20 protein-coding genes are annotated in these 21,319 nt (G+C 65.8%); 2 read left to right on the top strand and 18 right to left on the bottom strand.

Going from position 1 to position 21,319, the window contains the following annotated elements; translation table 11 throughout:
- Positions 1–31: 31 nt before the first annotated feature.
- The 18 genes from ACOOFO_RS08265 to ACOOFO_RS08180 form a co-directional block, all read right to left on the bottom strand.
- On the bottom strand, positions 32–895 hold the full coding sequence (locus tag ACOOFO_RS08265) for an SDR family oxidoreductase (RefSeq protein WP_420426315.1): 864 nt from the start codon (positions 893–895) through the stop codon (positions 32–34).
- Between the two features lie 78 nt (positions 896–973).
- Positions 974–1,915 carry an electron transfer flavoprotein subunit alpha/FixB family protein gene (locus ACOOFO_RS08260; protein ID WP_420426314.1) on the bottom strand — a complete coding sequence of 314 codons (942 nt, stop codon included), beginning with the start codon at positions 1,913–1,915 and terminating at the stop codon, positions 974–976.
- Positions 1,916–1,999: 84 nt separating this feature from the next.
- Positions 2,000–2,746 (bottom strand): electron transfer flavoprotein subunit beta/FixA family protein, encoded by a 747-nt coding sequence (locus tag ACOOFO_RS08255; RefSeq protein ID WP_420426313.1) that lies wholly within the window; start codon positions 2,744–2,746, stop codon positions 2,000–2,002.
- Positions 2,747–2,811: 65 nt separating this feature from the next.
- Positions 2,812–4,470, bottom strand: a complete 1,659-nt coding sequence (locus tag ACOOFO_RS08250; protein WP_420426312.1) for an electron transfer flavoprotein-ubiquinone oxidoreductase — start codon at positions 4,468–4,470, stop codon at positions 2,812–2,814.
- Between the two features lie 115 nt (positions 4,471–4,585).
- Positions 4,586–6,382, bottom strand: coding sequence for an acyclic terpene utilization AtuA family protein (locus tag ACOOFO_RS08245; protein WP_420426311.1), 1,797 nt, complete (start codon positions 6,380–6,382; stop codon positions 4,586–4,588).
- A 111-nt stretch (positions 6,383–6,493) separates the two neighbouring features.
- The gene (locus ACOOFO_RS08240) at positions 6,494–7,033 is read right to left on the bottom strand and encodes a phosphatidylglycerophosphatase A (protein WP_420426310.1); all 540 of its coding nucleotides are present in this window, start codon (positions 7,031–7,033) and stop codon (positions 6,494–6,496) included.
- A 39-nt stretch (positions 7,034–7,072) separates the two neighbouring features.
- A complete protein-coding gene (gene thiL, locus ACOOFO_RS08235) occupies positions 7,073–8,002 on the bottom strand; it encodes a thiamine-phosphate kinase (RefSeq protein ID WP_420426309.1) in 930 nt (309 codons plus the stop codon).
- Between the two features lie 12 nt (positions 8,003–8,014).
- Positions 8,015–8,491 (bottom strand): transcription antitermination factor NusB, encoded by a 477-nt coding sequence (gene nusB / locus ACOOFO_RS08230; RefSeq protein WP_420426308.1) that lies wholly within the window; start codon positions 8,489–8,491, stop codon positions 8,015–8,017.
- Complete coding sequence (gene ribH / locus ACOOFO_RS08225; protein WP_420429688.1) at positions 8,488–8,976, bottom strand: 6,7-dimethyl-8-ribityllumazine synthase; 489 nt, start codon at positions 8,974–8,976, stop codon at positions 8,488–8,490. The genes nusB and ribH overlap by 4 nt, the downstream gene beginning before the upstream one ends.
- A 21-nt stretch (positions 8,977–8,997) precedes the next feature.
- Complete coding sequence (ribBA, locus tag ACOOFO_RS08220) at positions 8,998–10,176, bottom strand: bifunctional 3,4-dihydroxy-2-butanone-4-phosphate synthase/GTP cyclohydrolase II (RefSeq protein WP_420426307.1); 1,179 nt, start codon at positions 10,174–10,176, stop codon at positions 8,998–9,000.
- Complete coding sequence (locus tag ACOOFO_RS08215; RefSeq protein ID WP_350165816.1) at positions 10,173–10,775, bottom strand: riboflavin synthase; 603 nt, start codon at positions 10,773–10,775, stop codon at positions 10,173–10,175. Before ACOOFO_RS08215 ends, ribBA begins: the two co-directional genes overlap by 4 nt.
- A 2-nt stretch (positions 10,776–10,777) precedes the next feature.
- Entirely contained in the window at positions 10,778–11,908 is a 1,131-nt protein-coding gene (gene ribD / locus ACOOFO_RS08210) for a bifunctional diaminohydroxyphosphoribosylaminopyrimidine deaminase/5-amino-6-(5-phosphoribosylamino)uracil reductase RibD (RefSeq protein ID WP_420426306.1), read from the bottom strand.
- A gap of 492 nt (positions 11,909–12,400) precedes the next feature.
- Positions 12,401–12,922, bottom strand: a complete 522-nt coding sequence (nrdR, locus tag ACOOFO_RS08205; RefSeq protein WP_420426305.1) for a transcriptional regulator NrdR — start codon at positions 12,920–12,922, stop codon at positions 12,401–12,403.
- 29 nt (positions 12,923–12,951) lie between these two features.
- On the bottom strand, positions 12,952–14,238 hold the full coding sequence (gene glyA / locus ACOOFO_RS08200) for a serine hydroxymethyltransferase (RefSeq protein WP_420426304.1): 1,287 nt from the start codon (positions 14,236–14,238) through the stop codon (positions 12,952–12,954).
- A gap of 64 nt (positions 14,239–14,302) precedes the next feature.
- Entirely contained in the window at positions 14,303–15,400 is a 1,098-nt protein-coding gene (gene nadA / locus ACOOFO_RS08195) for a quinolinate synthase NadA (protein ID WP_420426303.1), read from the bottom strand.
- A gap of 48 nt (positions 15,401–15,448) precedes the next feature.
- Positions 15,449–17,170 (bottom strand): hypothetical protein, encoded by a 1,722-nt coding sequence (locus ACOOFO_RS08190; protein ID WP_420426302.1) that lies wholly within the window; start codon positions 17,168–17,170, stop codon positions 15,449–15,451.
- Positions 17,167–18,963: an aspartate--tRNA ligase gene (gene aspS / locus ACOOFO_RS08185; RefSeq protein WP_420426301.1), complete on the bottom strand. Its 1,797-nt coding sequence runs from the start codon at positions 18,961–18,963 to the stop codon at positions 17,167–17,169. The genes ACOOFO_RS08190 and aspS overlap by 4 nt, the downstream gene beginning before the upstream one ends.
- 83 nt (positions 18,964–19,046) lie before the next feature.
- Positions 19,047–19,394, bottom strand: coding sequence for an FmdB family zinc ribbon protein (locus tag ACOOFO_RS08180; RefSeq protein WP_420426300.1), 348 nt, complete (start codon positions 19,392–19,394; stop codon positions 19,047–19,049).
- A gap of 259 nt (positions 19,395–19,653) precedes the next feature.
- On the opposite strand from ACOOFO_RS08180, the gene ACOOFO_RS08175 reads away from it, so the two are divergent.
- Both ACOOFO_RS08175 and ACOOFO_RS08170 read left to right on the top strand, forming a co-directional pair.
- Positions 19,654–20,592, top strand: coding sequence for a radical SAM protein (locus ACOOFO_RS08175; protein WP_420426299.1), 939 nt, complete (start codon positions 19,654–19,656; stop codon positions 20,590–20,592).
- Between the two features lie 3 nt (positions 20,593–20,595).
- Positions 20,596–21,288: a glycosyltransferase gene (locus ACOOFO_RS08170; RefSeq protein ID WP_420426298.1), complete on the top strand. Its 693-nt coding sequence runs from the start codon at positions 20,596–20,598 to the stop codon at positions 21,286–21,288.
- Positions 21,289–21,319: the final 31 nt, after the last annotated feature.

Here is a 21,319-nt window from a genome sequence, read left to right as displayed (position 1 = left end):
GTCGGCGACCGCCACGCGCACCGCTGCAGCATCAGTCGATGGCCTTGGGCCGCCGTGCGCGGTGGAAACCCGTATAGGGCTTGGAGCGGTCGTGTTCCTGCAATGGGAAGGCCTTGGCGCCGAGGGAACTGCCGCCATCGATCTTGATGCAGGTGCCGGTCACAAAGGCAGCGCCTTCGGACAGCAGCCAGCAGATCGCGCTGGACACCTCGGCCTCCTCGCCCATTCGCTGCAAGGGCGCCAGCTTGCTCAGGCGGGGAATCACTTCCTTGGCGAAGGTCGGGTCGTAATGGTCCATGCCACTGGATGCGATATAGCCCGGCGCCACGGCATTGACGCGCACGCCCGCGACGCCCCACTCGGTAGCAGCGGTCTCGGTGAAATTGAGCATGCCGGCGCGCGCCGCGCCCGAATGGCCCATGCCGGGCATACCGTTCCACATGTCCGCGATCATGTTGACGATGGCGCCACCGTTGGCCTTCATGGTCTGCACGTAGCATTCGCGCGCCATGAGAAAGCCGCCGGTGAGATTGTTGGCCACCACCGCCTCCCAGCCCTTCTTCTTGATCAATTCCAGCGGCGTCGGATACTGCCCGCCGGCATTGTTGACCAGTCCATCAATGCGCCCGTGCGTCTCCAGCACCTGCCGCACGGCCGCGGTCACGGCCGCCTCGTCACGGATGTCGAAGGCCAGTGTGCTGACGGCACCGCCGTCCTCGCGGATCTCCGCGGCGGTGGCATCCAGCTTCTCCTGCTTGCGGCCGGTGATGACCACATGCGCACCGAGGCTGGCAAGCTCATGCGCGGTGCAGCGTCCAATGCCGCTGCCGCCGCCAGTGACCACCACCACCTTCCCCTCGAACTGATTCGGTGCAAGCACCGAGCGGTAACCCATCGTACTGACTCCTTGAACCAAAAACGCCCCGGCGACGGGCCGGGGCGTGGGACTGCGAGACTGCCAATGCAGTCGCGATCAGAGCTTTTCGGCCAGCTGCGGCACGACCTCGAAGAGATCGCCCACCAGGCCGTAGTCGGCGACTTCGAAGATCGGCGCTTCCTCGTCCTTGTTGATGGCCACGATGGTGCGCGCGTCCTTGATCCCGGCGAGATGCTGGATCGCGCCGGAAATGCCGGCACAGATGTACAGTTCAGGCGCGATGATCTTGCCGGTCTGCCCCACCTGCATGTCGTTCGGCACGTAACCGGAGTCCACCGCGGCGCGGGATGCACCCACCGCGGCGCCGATCTTGTCGGCCAGCTTGTAGATGATCTCGAAATTCTCGGAGGATCCCAGGGCACGGCCACCGGACACCACGCGCGGTGCGGACTGCAGGTCCGGGCGATCCGACTTGTGGATTTCCACACCCTGGAAGCGCGTGTGGCCCGGAATCTCGGCGTCGACGCTGACCGCCTCGACGGGCGCGCTGTTGTCGCTGGCCACCGGCTGGAAGGAGGCCAGACGCACGGTGCCGCAGATCAGCGGCTCGGCGGGGGCTTCCACGGTGATGATGGCGTTGCCGGCGTAGATCGGTCGATCAAAGCTGTTGGGGCCGTGCACCGCCATGATGTCGGTCACCTGCGGCACGCCCAGCAGCGCGGCCACGCGCGGCATCAGGTCCTTGCCCTGCGTGCTGTTGGTAGAAATGACGTGGCTGTAGCCGCCCTGCTGGGCCAAGGCCACGATCTGCGGCGCCAGGGTGGCCGCCATAGGATGCGCATTGGCGGCGTTGTCGACCACCAGAACCCGCGTGACGCCGGCCAGCTTGGCGGCCTGCTCGGCTACTGACTGACCCGACTCGGCCAGGATGGCGACATCGACGTCGCCGCCGATCTGCTGGGCGCAGTCCATGGCCTTGGCCACACCGGCGTTGAGCTGGCCTTCGGCGTGCTCTGCGATAAGAAGAATCTTGCTCATGCTATTTCCCGAAATCTCGAATGGAAGGGCGGGCGCGGAAGCATCAATGTTTGATCAATCCGCGCGGCGCACACATGCCTGGCTTCAGACCAGGCCCTTGGACTTGAGCTTCTCGACCAGCTCGTCGACATCCTTGACCATCTCGCCCTTGCTGCGCTCGGGCGGCGGTGCGGTCTTGGTGACCTTGATGGCCGCGGCGGGCTCCACGCCCAGCTCGTCCAGGCTGGTGGCGTCCACCGGCTTCTTCTTGGCCTTCATGATGTCCGGCAGCTTGAGATAGCGCGGCTCATTCAGACGCAGGTCGGTGGTGATCACCGCCGGCAGGTCCACTTCCAGGGTTTCCAGTCCGGCGTCGATTTCGCGCGTCACCGTGGCCTTGCCGTCGGCAATCTCGACCTTGGAGGCAAAGGTGGCCTGCGGCAGCCCCAGCAGCGCGGCGGTCATCTGGCCGGTCTGGTTGGCGTCATCGTCGATGGCCTGCTTGCCCATCAGGAAGATCTCCGGCGTTTCTTTCTCGAACACCGCCTTGAGGGTACGCGCCGCGGTCAATGGCTCAACCGCTTCCTCGGTCTTGACGTGAATGGCGCGGTCGGCTCCGAAGGCCAGCGCGGTGCGCAGCGTCTCCTCGGACTTGGCGCCACCGATGGTGACCGCCACGATCTCGCTCACGATGCCCTTCTCCTTTAAACGGACCGCTTCTTCCATCGCGATCTCGTCAAAGGGGTTCATCGAGTGCTTGACGCCGTCAGTGACGACGCCCGAGCCGTCGCCCTTCACCTGAATGCGCACGTTGTAATCGACAACGCGCTTGACGCTTACCAGAGCCTTCATGAAAAACCTCTCTTATCTGCTTGATTCAAAATATTTTTAATGCGTCACCGCAGGGCGCGCAGGAATCACATGGCGCCGTAGTTGGGCCCGCCCCCGCCTGCGGGTGCCACCCAGGTGATGTTCTGCGAGGGATCCTTGATGTCGCAGGTCTTGCAGTGCACGCAGTTCTGGGCGTTGATCTGGAATCGTTGCCCGCCGCTGCCGTCATCGACCACCTCATAGACGCCGGCCGGGCAGTAGCGCTGGGCAGGCTCGGCATAGGTCGGAAGATTGTGTTCGATGGGAATGCGCGTGTCGCTGAGCACCAGATGCACGGGCTGGTCTTCCTCGTGGTTGGTGCTCGACAGGAAGACCGAGGACAGCTTGTCGAAGGAAAGCTTGCCGTCCGGCTTCGGGTACTCGATATGCGTCGCCTCAGAGGCCGGCTTGAGCGTGGCGTGGTCCGGCTGACGATCGTGCAGCGTCCAAGGCACATGGCCGCGGAAGATGGACTGCTCGATGAAGTTGAAGGCACCACCGAAGAAGGCGCCCATCTTGTGGATGGCAGGGCCGAAGTTGCGGCTCTGCTTGAGTTCCTCGTACAGCCAGCTCTGCTCGAAGTCCGTCGTGAACCGCTCGAGGGTGTCGCCGCCTTCGGCGCCTTCCATAAGCGCATCGCCACAGACCTCGGCCGCGATCATGCCGCACTTCATCGCGGTATGGCTGCCCTTGATCTTGGCGAAGTTGAGCGTCCCCGCGTCGCAGCCGATCAGCATGCCGCCCGGGAAGACCATCTTCGGAAGCGCATTGAGCCCGCCCTTGGTGATGGCGCGCGCACCGTAGGAGACGCGCTTGCCGCCCTCCAGATGCTTGGCCAGCACCGGGTGGTGCTTCAGGCGCTGGAACTCGTCGAAGGGTGAGAGATAGGGGTTCTCGTAGGACAGGTCGACGATCAGCCCGACCGAGACCATGTTGTCCTCAAGGTGATAGAGGAACCAGCCACCGGGGTTGTCGTCGTCGAGCGGCCAGCCGGCACCGTGTACCACCAGGCCGGGCTCGTGCTTCTCGGCCGGGATTTCCCACAGTTCCTTGAGGCCGATGCCGTAGTGCTGCGGGTCGCGGTCCTTGTCCAGCGCGTACTGGCTGATGAGACGCTTGCCGAGATGGCCACGGCAGCCCTCGGCAAAGAGGGTGTACTTGGCGCGCAGCTCCATGCCCGGGTAGTAGTCGTCCTTGTGGCTGCCGTCGCGCGCCACACCCAGATCATTGGTGACGATACCGCGCACGATGCCGTCGTCATCGATGATGGCGTCCTGTGCGGCAAAGCCGGGGTAGATTTCCACACCCAGTGCCTCGGCCTGCTCACCCAGCCAGCGCACGACCTTGCCGAGGGAGATGACGTAGTTTCCGTGGTTGTGCATCGTGCGCGGCACAATGGCATTGGGCAGCTTGCTGCCCTTCTCCGGCGACTTGAGCAGATGCATCTCGTCGCGCGTCACCGGCGTCAGCAGGGGGGCGCCGCGCTCCTTCCAGTCCGGAAAAAGCTCATCCAGGGCGCGCGGCTCGAAGACCGCACCAGAGAGGATGTGGGCGCCGACTTCCGAGCCCTTCTCCACCACGCAGACGCTGATCTCCTTGCCCGCGCTTTCCGCCTTCTGCTTGAGTCGGCAGGCCGCCGACAGGCCGGCCGGGCCGGCGCCGACGATGACGACGTCGTACTCCATTACATCGCGTTCTTCAGACATCCATCACCTCGTGTGTGTGACTGCTCGTGCCGCGCTTCATGGCCCGGCGCAGCCTCGGTGAAAGCCTCATATTGTAGCGCGCCCGGCGTCACCACCGTGGCGATTGGGACAATCTCTACTGTCGCGGTACCAGTGCCTTGGGCACACGTACCGGGCAGTCCAACAGCATCTGCGCGAAGGCCTTGCCCTGCGGATCGGTGCGCAGACTGGCCGCGCCGCCACCGCCCAGTGCGTGGCGAAGCAGGAAATTCAGGCTGTCCGAGCCCGGCAGATACCAGCGCTGCACGCTGCCCCGCTGTGCATCGATCAGGTGGGCGAAATAGGCCTGCACGGCCTCCGCCGTCAGCGTCTGGGCAATCCAGGGCAGCAGCTCGGGGCTGCGGGCGATGACGCCCACATTGGCGTGGTCGCCCTTGTCGCCCGAGCGGGCGCAGGCCACCTGCACCAGGGGCACCTCGACCATCTCCGTACCGCCGTCCGGCGCCGGCGGTTCCACCGCCTGCGGCGGCTGATCAGCGTGTTCCTCAGTGGGGATGGCGACTGTCTCGCGGCGGTCGTCCACAGCAATCTCGGCGGTGATGCGCGCCTTGGGCACCAGGGTCGAAAAAAGCCGCGGCACCATGCTCGCCTGCGGGCGCCCGGAACCGAAATAGCCGGTATAGCCCGGCGCCATGCCGGTAGCGGCCTGGGCGATCTCGCGCGAGAACAGCTGCATCGCCTTGGGATTCTTGTGCTGTACGGCGATCTTCATCACCACCTCGCGGGTGGCCTGTGCCGCGGGCCGGGCATGCGGGCCGTAGCTCTCTTCCGAACCCACCGCGTGGATATCCACGCCGGTGAAGTCGTCATAACCCTTTTCCTTGAACTGGCGACGCACCTTTTCGATGATCGCCTTCGCCACCGTGCGTCCCTTCTCGGCCGCATCGATGCCGCCCATCATGAACAGCGCAGCGCAGCGCATGCCGGCGGGATAGGTCGCGCTCACCTTGTAGTTGCCACTGGGCGCGCGGCCCTTGGTGCCATGCACGGCGACGCGGTTGTTGCCCAGATCCTCGTAGCGCACTTCGCTGAAATCGCAGATCACGTCCGGCAGGTGGTAGCTGCGCGGGTCGCCGATCTCGTACAGCATCTGCTCCAGAACCGTGAAGCGGGTCACTGCCCCACCCGTGCCTTCGGGCTTGGTGATGACCATGCTGCCGTCGGCGGCGACTTCGGCAATCGGGAAGCCCATGTCCGGATAACCGTCCGCCACTGTGCGCCAGTCGGTGAAATTGCCGCCAGTGCACTGGGCGCCGCACTCGATGATATGACCGGCCAGCGAACCCGCCGCGAGCTGGTCATAGTCGGTCTGCCCCCAGCCCAGCTCATGCATGAGCGGGCCGAGCACCACGGCGGAATCCACACAGCGTCCGGTGACCACGATATCGGCCCCCGCCTCCAGCGCGCGCACGATCGGCAGCGCACCGAGGTAAGCATTCATCGACACAATGCCGGAGGGCATGGCAGCGCCGCTTTCCATCTCCACCGCATCGCTGAAATCGTCCAGCCGCGGCATCAGGTCATCCCCCAGCACCACTGCCACCTTGAGCGATACGCCGGCTTGCTCAAGAACCTCTTCCAGCGCCTTCTTGCAGGCCAGCGGATTGACGCCCCCGGCATTGGCCACCACCTTGATGCCCTTCTGCGCGATCTGCGGCGCCAGGTCCCCCATGACGTGCTTGACGAAGTCATTGGCATAGCCCTCGTCCGGATCGCGCATGCGCTTGGCGGCAAGGATGGACATGGTGATCTCGGCCAGATAGTCGAAGACCAGGTAGTCGATGTCGCCCTTGCTGACCAGCTGCTCCGCCGCCGTATTGGTATCCCCCCAGAATCCGGCTGCACAGCCGATGCGCACCTTCTTGTCTGTCATAGCTCCTGCCTTCTTGATCGCAATATGCGGTGCCGCCCCAGTAACGGGTCTGCGCTGCCACCGCCTGTGTGTGTTGTACCCGCCAGCCTTCGCCAGCGGTCAAGGTGCCTGCTAGGCCGGCACCAGTGCTTCACCCAAAAGGAGGGTCAAGACCCCCGTGACGACCGCGGCGAAGACACCCGCCAGCAGGTCATCCACCATGATGCCAAGCCCCCCGCCTACGTGGCGGTCGAGCCAGCGGATGGGCCATGGCTTGAGAATGTCAAAGAAGCGGAAGGCCACGAAGGCCACCAGCAGGCCCAGCCACAGCGGCGCCTCCACCCAGCCGAGGGCGGGCAGCAGCGGCGCCGCCGCCACGCAGTAGCCCACCATTTCGTCCACCACAATGCCCGGATGGTCATGCACGCCGAGCTTGCGGCTGCTGTAGGCGCAGACCGCCCAACCCAGCAGAGCAATGATCGCCAGCGCCAGTGCAAAGGCCTGCACATGCAGCCAGCTCAGCGCCAGAAACAGCAGAACGCCCGGCAGGGTGCCGAAGGTACCGGGCGCTACCGGCGACAGCCCGGTCCCAAAGCCGAAGGCGATGGTATGGATCGGCGAGGCCAGAATCAGCCGTGGTGGAAAACGGATCGCCGTTCCCTGCTGCGTCATGGTGCCACCCCCGCGCCACCACGCATCTCGAAATTGCCTTTAAAAATGGCTATACCCCCCTCTTTCCATTTCTATTTCTGTGCCGTCGGTACGCAACAAGCGCACACCGCTTCCGCGTCGGAAGCGGCCGATCACGGTCAGTGCCGTGCCCGCTTCGGCGCAGCGCGCCACCGCATGCTGGACCAGATCCGGGGCGATCGCCACCGCCAGTTCGTAATCCTCACCGCCACTTGCCTGCCACTCCAGCAACTGGGCCTCGGACACGTCCATCGCCTGTAACGCCTCGGAGGCCGGCAGCAGGTCGGCACGGATATCCGCCCCCAGATGACTGGTGCTGCAGATATGGCCCACATCGGCGAGCAGCCCATCCGACAGATCCACCGCGGCGCGCGCCAGTCCGCGCAAGGCCTGCCCCTCGGTCAATCGTGCCACAGGGCGATGCAGCCGTTGCTGCAGCGCTGTGCTCTCGGTGCCTGCCAGCGCGGCGGCCGCATCACCCAGCGTACCGGTGACCACCAGCAGATCCCCGGGTCGCGCACCGGAGCGCCGCAAGGCGCCGTCGACGGGCACCTCCCCGGTAACGGTGAGCGTGATGGTCAGCGGGCCGCGCGTGGTGTCCCCGCCTACGAGCGGCAGGCCCAGGGCGGTGACCGCTTCGCCAAGGCCGCGCGCAAAGGCTTCCAGCCAGTCGGCATCTGCCGTCGGCAGGCTCAGCGCCAACATGCAGCCCAGCGGGCGCGCCCCCATGGCCGCGAGATCGGAGGCGGCGGCCTGCAGCGCCTTCCAGCCGATGTCGCCAGGCTCGGCGTCCTCGCGAAAATGCCGGCCTACCACCATGGTGTCGCAGCTGAGCACGAGCTCGTGCTCGGGCGACACCGCCAGCAGAGCGGCGTCGTCGCCCACCCCGAGCCGTACTGCCGGCCCGGTAGCGCCGCCGAAATAGTCGCGGATCAGCTCGAATTCGGTCACGCCGCGCCGGCTCTACAGACCCGCGCGCACATGGTCGGCACGGACATCGTGCGCGACGCGGTCGAGCACACCGTTGACGAAACGATAGGACTCGTCGACACCACCGAACATCTTGGTCAGATTGACGGACTCGTTGACCACCACCCGCCACGGCACGTCCGGCTTGGCCATCAATTCGAAAGTGCCCACCAGCAGGATGGCGCGTTCGGTGGGATCGAGCTCCTCCAACGGCCGGTCCAGATGGGGCGCAAAGGTCTGGGTGATATGCGTGGCGTCGGCCGTGATCGCGCGCAATAGTTCATCAAAGTAGTTGCCGTCCGCCCGGCCCAGGCCCGGGTCCTCGCGAAACTCGCGCAGGATCTGCTCGGCCGGGGCTTCATTGACCAGCCAGTGATAGAGCGCCTGCACGGTCAATCGCCGCGCCAGGCCGCGCCGGCTAGGCCCCTGTGCCTTTTGCCCCCGCCCCTTTGGGGCACCGCTATCATTCACGGTGCATCGACCTCCCATTCAAAGCGGATCATCTCGAGCACCGCCTGCGCGGCCTCATAGCCCTTGTTGTCGTGCCCTTCACCGGCGCGTTCGGTCGCCTGCTCCGCAGTATTGACCGTGAGCACGCCGAAACCGACCGGTAAGGCGTGCCGCAGCATGACCTCCTGCAGGCCGCGCGCGCACTCGCCCGCCACGAAATCGAAATGCGGGGTATCGCCACGGATCACCGCCCCAAGAGCCACCACCCCGTCGAAATGCTTGCCGCGGGCGAGCTGCTCGCAGGCCAGAGGAAGCTCGTATGCACCGGGGGCGCGATAGATGCTGACGTTGTTCTCGGCCACCCCCCAATCGCGCAGCGCATTGGCGGCGCCTTCCACCAGGGCGTCCACCACCTCGGCATTCCAGCGTGTGGCCACGATGGCCACCCGGGTGTTGGCGAATTCGTCCGGCGCCGGTGGCGGCGGTGCGTGGTATCCCGATTTCATATCGCTCATGGCCGACCGCCCTCAATCGCAGGGGACATATTCCGTCACTTCCAGATCGAAGCCCGACAAACCCTGCATGCGCTTGGGGGCGGACAGCACGCGCATCTTGCGCACGCCCACATCGGACAGGATCTGGGCACCGATGCCGTAGGTTCGCAGCACTTCCTCGTGGTCGTGGCCGGTGGTGATGGCCACGTCCTGATGGTGGTGGCTGGCGCTCAGGCTCAGCTCCTGAATCTGCTGCGCGAGCTCGCGCGGCGATTCCGGCTTGCGCAGCACGACGAGTACGCCGTGGCCCTCCTCGGCGATGCGCTGCAGCGCGCGGCGCAGCGGCCAGCCGAAGTCAGGATGCTGCACGCCCAGGGTGTCGGCCAGGGTGTTGCGCAGATGGACGCGGACCAGCGTCGGCGTTTCCGGCGAAATCTCACCGCGCACGAGCGCCAGATGTACCGTGTTATCCGCGGAATCCTCGTAGCTGATCAGACGGAAGGGCCCGAATTCGGTCTCCACCCGCGATTCCGCCACGCGCTCGACGCTGTGCTCCTGCTGCAGGCGATAGCGGATGAGATCGGCGATGGTGCCAATACGCAGGCCGTGCTCGCGGGCGAAGACCTCCAGGTCCGGCCGCCGCGCCATGGTCCCGTCTTCGTTCATGATCTCGACGATCACCGATGCCGGCTCCAGCCCAGCCAGCCGCGCCAGATCGCAACCGGCTTCGGTGTGCCCGGCGCGCGTCAGCACCCCACCCGGCTGCGCCATCAACGGGAAGACGTGCCCAGGCTGCACCAGATCCTGCGGCGAGGCATCGGGCTTGACCGCGGTGCGGATGGTATGGGCGCGGTCGAAGGCTGAAATACCCGTGGTCACGCCCTCGGCCGCCTCGATGGACACCGTGAAGGCCGTGCGGTGGGCATCATCGCCGTGCGCTACCATCGGCGGCAGGCGCAGCTGGCGGCAGCGTTCCGGGCTCAACGTCAGACAGATCAGTCCACGGGCGTGACGCGCCATGAAGTTGATGTCCTCCGCCCGCACGCATTCGGCGGCCATGATGAGATCGCCCTCGTTCTCGCGATCCTCGTCATCCATGATGACGACCATGCGCCCTGCGCGGATGTCATCCAGCACATCGCTGATGCTGTCCAATTCACCGGCGGCCGTCGGGCGGCGCTCTGTCTGCTGCGTGTTTTCGGGCTTGTTCATGCGTGATCGCCTGCGCTGAGGAGTCGCTCGGTGTAGCGAGCGATGAGGTCCACTTCCATATTGGCGGCGCCGTCGATCGCCAGCGTGCCGAGGGTGGTGTTGGCCCATGTATGCGGCACGATGTTAACGCCAAAGCGCGCTCCATCGACGTCATTGACGGTGAGACTGATGCCGTCAATGCAGATCGAGCCCTTGCGCGCGACGTACCGCGCCAGGGCGGCCGGCACTTCGAACTCCATGCGCCAGCTGCGCGCATCCTCGTGCCGGCTCCGCAAATGGCCGACGCCATCGACATGGCCGGACACCAGATGACCGCCCAGCGGCTTGGCCAGGGTGAGCGCATGCTCCAGGTTGACTGCGCGCCCCGCTTCCCAGCCGCCGGCCGTGGTCGCTGCCAGCGTCTCCGCCGACACGTCGGCGCGAAAGCGGTCGCCCTCCATCTCGACCACGGTCAGACAGGCACCGGAGACCGCAATGCTGTCGCCGATGGCGGTATCCGCCAGAAAGCCCTCGGGGGTGGCGACCCAGAAGCGGCGGTCGCCACCGTCGTCGATGACCGCGTCGAGCGTGCCCACGCCCTCGATAATGCCGGTAAACATAGCTATTCCTTGTCCAAAGCTGCGTCGGTCGTCGGCGGCTGCATGCCTGCCACGATCCGAAGGTCCTGCCCCACCATGGCAACATCGCGCCACACCAGCGCGCGCCGCTGTGCCAGGCGTTCCAGCCCGGGCAGGCGCGCCAGCGGGCGCGCACCATCACCGAGCAGCGAAGGCGCCACATAGCACAGCAATTCATCCACAAGATCCGCCTGCAGCAGCGCACCGGCCAGACGGGGGCCGGACTCTACCAGCACATCGTTGATGCCGGCCTCCGCCAATAGACGCAGACAGGCCGCCAGATCGAGCTGTTCTCCCGCAGTGGGTGCCGAACACAGGCGCACATGCGCGGGCGCGGTCACCGTAGCCGCGCTGCCCACCACCCACCAGCAGGCGACACCATCATCGCTGAAGACTCGGGCATCGGCGGGCGCGCGGCCACGTGCATCCAGCACGATGCGTTCCGGCTGCCGTGTGCCCGGCGGGCCGGACCGCACGGTCAGCTGCGGATCGTCGTCGAGCACCGTCTGCGCGCTGGTCAGCACCGCATGGTGCCGGGCACGGGCGCGGTGCCCGTCCGCGCGCGCCGCCTCGCCGGTGATCCACTGCGACTCGCCCGAGGCCATGGCCGTGCGGCCATCGAGGCTGAAGGCCATCTTCAAGGTGACGAAGGGGCGGCCAGCCTCAAGGCGCTGCACGAATCCGCGATTGAGCGCACGCGCTTCCGCCGCCATCAGCCCTGACGCGACCTCAACGCCATTTGCCTCCAACCGGGCCAGCCCCTGCCCCGCCGTGCGCGGATCAGGGTCGACATGGGCCGCGACAACACGACGCACCTCGGCACGAATCAATGCATCACAGCAAGGCGGGGTGCGGCCGGTATGCGCGCAAGGCTCAAGCGTGACATAGACATCCGCCCCCGCCGCCGCTGCCCCGGCCGCCTGCAGCGCCAAGGCCTCGGCATGCGGCTCGCCGGCGCGGGCATGGAAGCCCTCGCCCAGCACCTGGCCATCCTTGACGATCACGCAACCGACCGCGGGATTCGGATGCGTGGCGCCAAGACCACGCCGTGCCAGGCGCAGCGCACGCGCCATGTAAGCGGCATCCTGCGCGGTGAAGGCTCCCTGAGCCGTCATGCCAGGCGTGCGCCTTCCTGCGCTGATTGATCCCCCTCATCCCCGGCCCTTCTCCCCAGGGGGAGAAGGGGGCACAGCACGCGGCCCATGCCAAGGGAAGCCCCTCGCCCCTCCGGGGAGAGGGGTTGGGGTGAGGGGCCCGCGTGACTGGCCGATGCCGTACCAGCCAAGCGCGATGGCATCCGCTCGCTGCGCTCACCCCCCTCAACCCCGGCCCTTCTCCCCGAGGGGAGATGGGAGCACAGCACGCGGCGCATGTCAGGGAAAGCCCCTCGCCCCTCTGGGGAGAGGGGTTGGGGTGAGGGGCCCGCAGGACTGGCCGATGCTGAACCAGCCATGCGCAACGCTCTCCGTTCGCTGCGCTCTCCCCCCTCATCCCCGGCCCTTCTCCCCGGGGGGAGAAGGGAGTACGACGCGATGCGCTCGCCAAAGAAAGCCCCTCGCCCCTCCGGGGAGAGGGGTTGGGGTGAGGGGGAGGACGCCGCTACCACCTCAGGCCGCACCGTCATCGTCTTCGCTGTGATGTATCAGCGGCAGCTGACTGCGGCGCAATTCGGCACTGGGGGTCTGCTCGAGACGTTCGATTTCCTCGCGGAAAGCCTGCGCGTCGTTGAACTGGCGATAGACCGAGGCAAAACGGACGTAGGCGACGTGGTCCAGATCGCGCAGTTCGTCCATGACCCATTCACCCAGCGTGCGCGCCGGCACGCTGCGTTCGCTGGCGGTACGCAGTTTCTCGACAATCTGGTCGATGCTCTGCTGCAGGCGTTCATCGCTGACGGGGCGCTTGTAGAGTGCGCGCACCATGCCGCGCCGCAGCTTTTCCTCATCGAAGGCTTCGGTGCTGCCATCCGATTTACGGATGGGGGGGACCGGCAAATGGGCGCGTTCGAAAGTATTGAAGCGGGCCCCGCATTCGGGGCACTCGCGGCGACGGCGGATGGAGGAACCATCATCCGCCGTGCGCGAGTCCACGACGCGCGTGTCGGCATGCCGGCAGTAGGGGCACTGCACGTCAGCCGCCGAGCACGCGCGTCATCAAATCAGGCAGCCGCCCGATACGCGTCGCCGTAGACCGGGAAGCGCGCACAGAGCTGCTCCACTTGGCCACGCACGCGGGTGATGGTGCTTTCGGCGTCGCCCGAGGCGAGCGCGTCGATTACGTCGGCAATCCAGGTGGCCACCTGCGCCATCTCGTCATCACCGAAACCGCGTGTGGTCGAAGCCGGCGTACCGATACGCAGCCCGGAGGTCACGAAGGCGGAACGCGGATCGCCGGGCACGGCGTTCTTGTTGACCGTGATGTGGGCGCGGCCGAGGGCTTCTTCGGCATCCTTGCCGGTGACGTCCTTGGCGACGAGGTCCAGCAGGAAGAGGTGGTCATCGGTACCGTCGGACACCACCTTGAAGCCGCGTTCCTTGAAGACCTTGGCCATGGCGCGCGCATTGCTGATGACCTGCTCCTGATAGCCGCGGAAGTCGCTCGACAGCGCCTCGCGGAAGGCCACGGCCTTGGCGGCGATGACGTGCATCAGCGGACCACCCTGCATGCCCGGGAAGACCGAGGAATTCAGCTTCTTCTGGAACTTCTCGTCGGCACCCTTGGCGAGGATGATGCCGCCGCGCGGGCCGCGCAGGGTCTTGTGCGTGGTCGAGGTCACGACATGGGCGTGCGGCAGCGGCGACGGGTAGACGCCCGCGGCGACGAGGCCGGCAATATGCGCCATGTCGACCCAGAACCAGGCGCCGACCTTGTCGGCGATCTCGCGCATACGCGCCCAGTCCATGACCCGCGAATAGGCCGAGAAACCGCCGATCAACACCTTCGGCTTGTGCTCCAGCGCCTGCTTCTCCATGGCGTCGTAGTCGATCAGGCCGGTGGCCTCGTCGAGGCCATAGGCGACCACGTTGTAGTACTTGCCGGAGAAATTGGCCGGATGCCCGTGGGTCAGGTGACCGCCGTGGTCGAGGCTCATGCCCATGATGGTGTCGCCCGGCTGGGCGAGCGCCATGAACACGGCAGCGTTGGCCTGGGCGCCTGAGTGCGGCTGCACGTTGGCGTATTCGCAGTCGAACAGCTCGCAGGCGCGGGCAATGGCCAGCTGCTCGGCGACGTCGACGTGCTCACAGCCGCCGTAGTAGCGCTTGGCCGGGTAGCCCTCGGCGTACTTGTTGGTGAGCACCGAGCCCTGCGCCGCCATCACGGCCGGGCTGGCGTAGTTTTCCGAGGCGATGAGCTCAATGTGTGCTTCCTGCCGTCCGGCTTCGTCGGAGACCGCTCGCGCGATTTCCGGATCGTACTCGGACAGACTGGGCGCGTTTTTCCACATAATCGTTGTACTCCTTGGGATCATTGCTGAACCGCGTGACGACCGCGCCGGGCGCGGCGGCGGTTCAGTTGGCGATGGCGAGCATCCGGTCGAGCGCCGCGCGCGCCGGGTCGGCGATGTCCTGCGGCACCTGGATGCGATTCACCGTGTTGCCCACCACGAGATTTTCCAAGGTCCAGGCCAGATGCTGCGGATCAATGCGAAACATTGTCGAGCACATGCACACCATCGGCGACATGAACTGCACGCTGACATTCTTGGGTTTCATCTCCGCGGCAAGGCGGTTGACGAGATTCAGTTCCGTACCCACCAGCCAGTGCGTTCCTGGCTCCGAAGCGTGCACGGTTTTCAGAATGGTCTCGGTCGAACCGACATAGTCCGACGCGAGACACACTTCGAGCGAATTTTCCGGATGGCTGATGACCTTGCCGTCCGGGTGCTGCTCGCGGAAATTCTTGATGTGTTCCGGCTGGAACATCTGGTGCACCGAGCAGTGTCCCTTCCACAGGATCACCCGGGCATTGCGGATTTCCTCCGCGGTCAGGCCGCCCATCGGCTTGGTGAAGTCCCAGACCACCATCTGATCCAGCGGAACATCCATGTTGTATGCCGTCCAGCGACCGAGATGCTGATCGGGGAAGAACAGCACCTTCTCGCGCCGTTCGAAGGCCCAGCTCAACACGCCGCGCGCATTGGTGGAGGTACAGACAATGCCGCCATGTTCCCCGCAGAAGGCCTTCAGGTCCGCAGCGGAATTAATGTAGGTGACCGGCGTGACCGTTTCATCAGGGTCGAGCACTTCGGCCAGCTCACGCCAGCAGGTCTTCACCTTGGCGAGATTGGCCATGTCGGCCATGGCGCAGCCGGCCGCCAGGTCCGGCAACACGACGGTGCGCTTGCCATGGGTGACGATGTCCGCCACCTCCGCCATGAAGTGCACGCCACAGAAGACGATGAACTCGGCGTCGGTACCCGCTGCCTGATGCGCCAGCTTAAGCGAGTCACCGGTCAGGTCCGCGTGGCGGTAGACCTCTTCGCGTTGGTAGTGATGGCCGAGCAGCACAGCGCGCTCACCCAGCTCCGCTTTCGCGGCGCGGATGCGTGCGTCGCACTCTCCGTCATCAAGGAGCGCAAAATCATCAAGTTGCAGCGCTGCTGCCACGGTGTGTCCTCCTGCTACCGTCGGGCGTTACCGCAGTCCAACGCCCGATTATAAATCAGCCTGCCCCTCGAACGGGGCGCAATCCGCCGGTTCGGTGACCCGGATCCGCAGAATATCCTCGCGGACAAGGAGTTCGCCCGGCTCTGCCCCACCGTCGTCAAAGCCCGGCAGATCCGGGTCCTGCAGCAGCACCGCGCGCACGGTCTGCTCCTCGCCCACTTCGCCCACGGCAGTGATGGCGCCGGCTTGCAGATTGCTAGACAGCGCGGCGCGGTCAACCACCTCGATCACCGGCTCAGCCTCTTCCTCGCCTGCCGTGTCGTCATCGCTGGGCGCATCCGCCCCGCTATCGTCGCCGCCCGCATCGTCATCCGCGCCGCCGTCTCCTTCTTCGACCACGGGGTCGCACTCCGGATCGACCGGATCCGTGGTGTCGATGGTCTCGTCACCCACGAGGTAATTCACCTCGCGGTCGATGCGACGGGTGACCGTCACCCGGCTGCCATCCTCGCGCAGGATTTCGATATCGCCATCTACGCCGGGCTGCACGGTGCAACCCTGCGGGACTTCGAGCACACGCTCGCCCTCGCCATCGGCCTCGACGCGCCAGCGAATGGCCTGTGCCCGTCCGGGACGCACAGTGAGAGGCAGGCGGTTGCTTTCCGCTTCCGGCAGATCCGATGCGCCGTCGGGGAGCTCGGAATCCGGCACGGCCACGCTGGGGTCCTGATCGAAACGCGCTAGTACGGTGGCGGAACCGCCCTCACCGGGTTCCGGGCAGGTTTCTTCGGTGTCCTGACTGCCCGAGAGGCCCAGCACCAGACTGTTGCTGCGTGCCGGCACCTGCAACAGCAGCAGCACATTGTTGTCGTTGTCCTCGGTCTCGAAGTCCGCTTGATTGTTCAGATTCTGGGTGCTGCCATCATCGAAGATTGCAGTGGCATCCAGCAGCTCGCTGAAACCGATGGCCAGCGGTTCGCCGTCGTCGTTGCGGCGCTCGATCCGCAGCTCCTCAATCTCTGCGACGCGGAATTCCTTCGAGAACTGCCGATCGCACAGGGCGAAATCGAGTGTGGCGCGCTGCGTCGGGCTGGGCAGGAGACCCCTTACGAAGCTCCGGCCACTGACGCTGGTCACTTGTGCGAAGGGACCGGCGTCGCTGCCACCGACATCCTCCACACTCAGTGCCGCGGCACTGGTGACAGAGGTGGTCTGACCTTGCACCACGGCGTCGGCCAGCACCTCGGCCAGACTGGCTGGGGCAATCACCTCCGGGAAATCGACAAAGGGAGTGATCTCGCCGAGGGCATTGACCTGCAGGTCGATCGACGAGCGGAAGCCGGCGAATTCAACCGACACGGTCGCCGTGCCCGCTGCCACCGGCAGCAGGGCGCCTCGCGGGAAGACGGCTTCCTCGTCACCGAGGAAGGGAATGTCGCGGTTCGAGACCTGCAGCACGGCGGGGTTGCTGCTGGTATAGCGCACATTCTCACTGCGCCGCGTGATGTCCTCGCGGCTGCCGTTGTCGAATTCCAGCACCACCCGCATGGCAGCGGGTAGGCACTCGGTCACCTCGAAGGGCGCACCGTTCTCGAAGGCTTCTTCGGCCGCCTCGCGTTGGCGGGCGCTGCCGGTGAAGCCCGGCTCGATCGTGATGCCGCTCGGCGCCACCCCCTCGCCCACCGAATCGCAGCCGGCGACGAGCAGAAGCATGGCCAGCGCGCTGCCGGCGGTGAGGAATGAACGCGGCCGTCGTGGCGTGTGCGTCATGAAGACTCCGTTATGGACGGTGTCGCGGCCTGATTGGCCAGGCTTCGGAGCGACAGTTCTCGTAGCGCCGCGGGTTCGACACGCCCCGGGGCATCGGTGAGCGGACAGTGCGCCGTCTGTGTCTTGGGGAAGGCGATGACCTCGCGGATCGACTCGGCGCCGACCATCAGCATGACGAGGCGATCGATACCGAAGGCCATGCCCCCGTGCGGTGGCGCACCAAAGCGCAGTGCTTCAAGCAGGAAGCCGAACTTCTCCTGCGCGGCCTGTGCGTCAATACCCAGAATGCTCAGCACGGTCTCCTGCATCTCGCGCCGGTGGATACGGATGGAACCGCCCCCGATCTCGACGCCGTTCAGCACCATATCGTAGCCCTGGGACAGGCAGGCAGCCGGATCGTTCTGAACTTCGGCCGGATCGGCCGTCTGCGGCGCGGTGAAGGGGTGGTTGCTGGCAAACCAGCGCTTTTCCTTGTCATCCCACTCGAACATGGGCCAGTCCACCACCCACAGCGCGCGCCAGCCCTGCGCGATGAGGCCGAGGTCGGCCGCCACGCGTTGACGCAGCGCGCCCATGGCATCGCATACCACTTGGAAGCGGTCCGCACCGAAGAACAGCACATCGCCATCCTGGGCGCCGCTGCGCTCGACGATGCCCGCCAGCGCTTCGTCCGACAGATTCTTGATGATCGGCGACTGTAGGCCGTCGCGGCCGGCCGCCACCTCGTTGACCTTGATCCACGCCAGTCCGCGGGCACCGTACTGGCTGACGAACTTGGTGTAGGCGTCGATCTGTCCACGCGACAGCGCGCCGCCGCCCGGCACCCGCAGCACCGCAACGCGCGAGCCCGCGTCATTGGCGGGGCCGGAGAAGACCTTGAAGTCGCACCCGGCGACAAGGTCGGCAATATCCACCAGCTCCAGCGGGTTGCGCAGATCCGGCTTGTCCGAGCCGAATCGGCGCATGGCCTCCGCCCAGCTCATGTGCGGCATGTCGCCCAGATCCTCGTCGAGCACTTCACGGAACAGGGTCCGGATCATGCCTTCCATCAGGCGCATGATGTCGTCCTGCGTGACGAAGCTGGCCTCGACATCGAGCTGGGTGAATTCCGGCTGACGGTCCGCGCGCAGGTCCTCGTCGCGGAAGCAGCGCGCCACCTGGTAATAGCGATCCATCCCGCCCATCATCAGCAGCTGCTTGAACAGCTGCGGCGACTGCGGCAGCGCGAAGAAGCGGCCCTGGTGGGTGCGCGACGGCACCAGATAATCGCGCGCGCCCTCGGGCGTGGCACGCGTCAGAATCGGCGTCTCGACGTCGATGAAGCCATTGCCATCGAGATAACGGCGAAGCGCCGACACGGCCTGATGGCGCAGGCGCAGGTTGTATTGCAGACCACTGCGGCGCAGATCGACGGTGCGGTGGCGCAGGCGGACGTCCTCGCCGACGTTCTCGTCCTCAGGCTGGAAGGGCGGCGTCTCGGCGCGGTTGAGGGTTTCCAGCGCAGTACCGAGGATCTCGATCTTGCCGCTGCGCATGTCCGGGTTGACCGTACCCTCGGGGCGGTGGCGCACCCGTCCGGTCACACGCAGCACGAACTCCGGGCGCGCGCGCTCGGCCTCGGCGAAGACCTCCGGCCGGTCCGGGTCGAAGACCACCTGCACGATGCCTTCGCGGTCGCGCAGGTCGATGAAGATCACGCCACCGTGGTCGCGGCGACGGTGTACCCAGCCACAGACGGTAACTTCGGAATCAACCAGGCTTTCGTCGACCTGGCCGCAGTAATGAGAGCGCATGAATGTGAATTGACAGGATCGCGGGTCGCGCATTGTAGCGGCGCAGTCACGGAGATGAGTGCAGCCGCCCTCCCCGCGCGCTGTCAGTCCGCGCTGGCCTGCTTGGCGGCGGGCTTGCTCTCGCTGCTGCTCTTGCTAGATTCGCTGCTCTTGCTGGCCGCGTCCGAGCTACCTCCGGACGCGCCGTCCGAAGCGCTACCGCTGCTGCTGGCGGTAGCGGAATCGCCGGCCAGATTGCGTTTGCTGCCATTGCCCTTGAAGTCGGTCTCGTACCAGCCGCCGCCCTTCAGTCGAAATCCCGCGGCCGAGATCAGGCGCTGAAGATTGGCGCCCTTGCATTGTTCACACGGGATTTCCGGCTTGTCGTTGATGCCGTGCAGAATCTCTTTTTCGACCCCGCATTCGGGGCATTGGTATTCATAGAAAGGCATAGGTCCCTCGGGATCAAGGAAACGCGCTTCGCGCGATGGATCGCTACTAAGGGCAATCGGCCGCAATTCAAGTGCCTGCGACCCGAACAACCCGCCCTCGAAACCGCAACAGCATGCGGCCCGTATCAGAGGAAATCACGACGATGGGAATGCATTGTCAAACGGACGGGCATTGCGTCGTGCTCACCACGGCGCAAGGATAGCGCCTACGTGCCCCGTTGACGCAGCCCGCGTCACTGAAACGCGAAACGAGTTGTTCATGGATACCACCGCCCCACCCGCCAAGTTTGTCGATCCGGACCGAACCGCCGACGGCGCCCAGCGCGCCAGCGTGGATCCGCGCCGTCTCCAGACGCTGTGGATCAACACGGGAACCCTGTGCAATCTGGCCTGCACCAACTGCTACATCGAATCCACGCCCACCAACGATCGCCTGGTGTACATCAACGACCGCGAGGTGGCGGCCTATCTCGACGAGATCGTGCACGAAGGCTTCGGTACCGAGGAAATCGGCTTCACCGGCGGTGAACCCTTCATGAATCCGCACTTCATGGCCATGCTGGCCGACAGTCTGCAGCGCGGCCATCGCGCGCTGGTGTTGACCAATGCCATGCGCCCCATGGAAAAGTGCGCCGACGCCCTGCTGGCGCTGAAGGAACAATACGGCGACCAACTGGAAATCCGGGTATCCATCGACCACTACACCCTGGCCCTGCACGAAACCGAACGTGGCCCGCGGTCCTGGAAGCCGATGATCCGCGGATTGCGCTGGCTGTCCGCGCATGGCTTCAATTTGTCCGCCGCCGGCCGCACGATGTGGGACGAAGGTGAGGCCGCGATGCGAGATGGCTACCGGCAACTTTTCCAGGAGCAGGCCATTGCAATTGACGCCGACAGCCCGCACCACCTCATCCTCTTCCCGGAAATGGACGAGAACGTCCCGGTACCGGAAATTACCACCGCCTGCTGGTCGATCCTGGGCAAGCGGCCGGACGACATCATGTGCGCGAGCTCGCGCATGGTGATCAAACGCAAGGGCGAGGCGCACCCGGTGGTGGCCGCCTGCACACTGCTGCCCTATGACCCGCAGTTCGAGATGGGCCGCAGCCTGCGCGAAGCCTGGCGCCCGGTGAAGCTCAACCACCCGCATTGCGCCAAGTTCTGTGTCCTCGGCGGCGGTGCCTGTTCGGCAGGCTGAGCCGTGCTGAGCCTGGTACTGCCGACCAGCAACGAAGCCGGTCTGGACTATCTGCCGCGCATCCTGGCGCGCTTTGCAGGCCGCGACGATGTCGAGCTCATCGTGGTCGATAATGCCAGTGGCGACGGCACCCGCGAGCGCATTGCCGAGGCCGGAGTGCCCTGTATCGATCTCCCCCGCAGCAACCGCGCGCAGCGCCTCAATGCCGGCATCGCGCAGGCGCGATCGGAGTGGGTGCTGCTGCATCACCCGCGCAGTCTGGCCCCGGCGGAGGCCCCGGCGCTGCTGGCCAAGCTCCCCGATAGCGTGCGCTGGGGCGCCTTCAGCCACCGCTTCGACATGGCGCACCCGCTGCTGGCCTGGACCTCCTGGTACTCCAACCATGTCCGGCTGGATCGCGCGGGCATCGCCTATCTCGACCACTGCATCTTCGCGCGCCGGGAGGCCTTGCTGAAATATCCCGTGCCGGATCTCGACATCTTTGAGGACACGGCGCTCTCCCGCGGGCTGCGCGCCCGGCTCGGCAAGCCAATGCGTCTGCCGGCCACGGCAACGACCTCGGCAGTGCGCTATCGGCATAACGGCGTGTGGCGACAGGCGTTGATGAATCAGGTGCTCAAGCTGGGCTATGGCGCACGCGTGCCGCATGTCTGGATGAACCGTCTGTACGAGCGCGGCCTGTCGCTCAACGGGTGAGCCGCACCCCTCGCGTCGGCCGCCCGCTATG

This window comes from Algiphilus sp. (genome assembly GCF_965216485.1).
GTDB lineage: Bacteria > Pseudomonadota > Gammaproteobacteria > Nevskiales > Nevskiaceae > Algiphilus.
The sequence above is the reverse complement of the archived record's forward strand: the minus strand, read 5'-3'. Positions and strand labels throughout refer to the sequence as shown.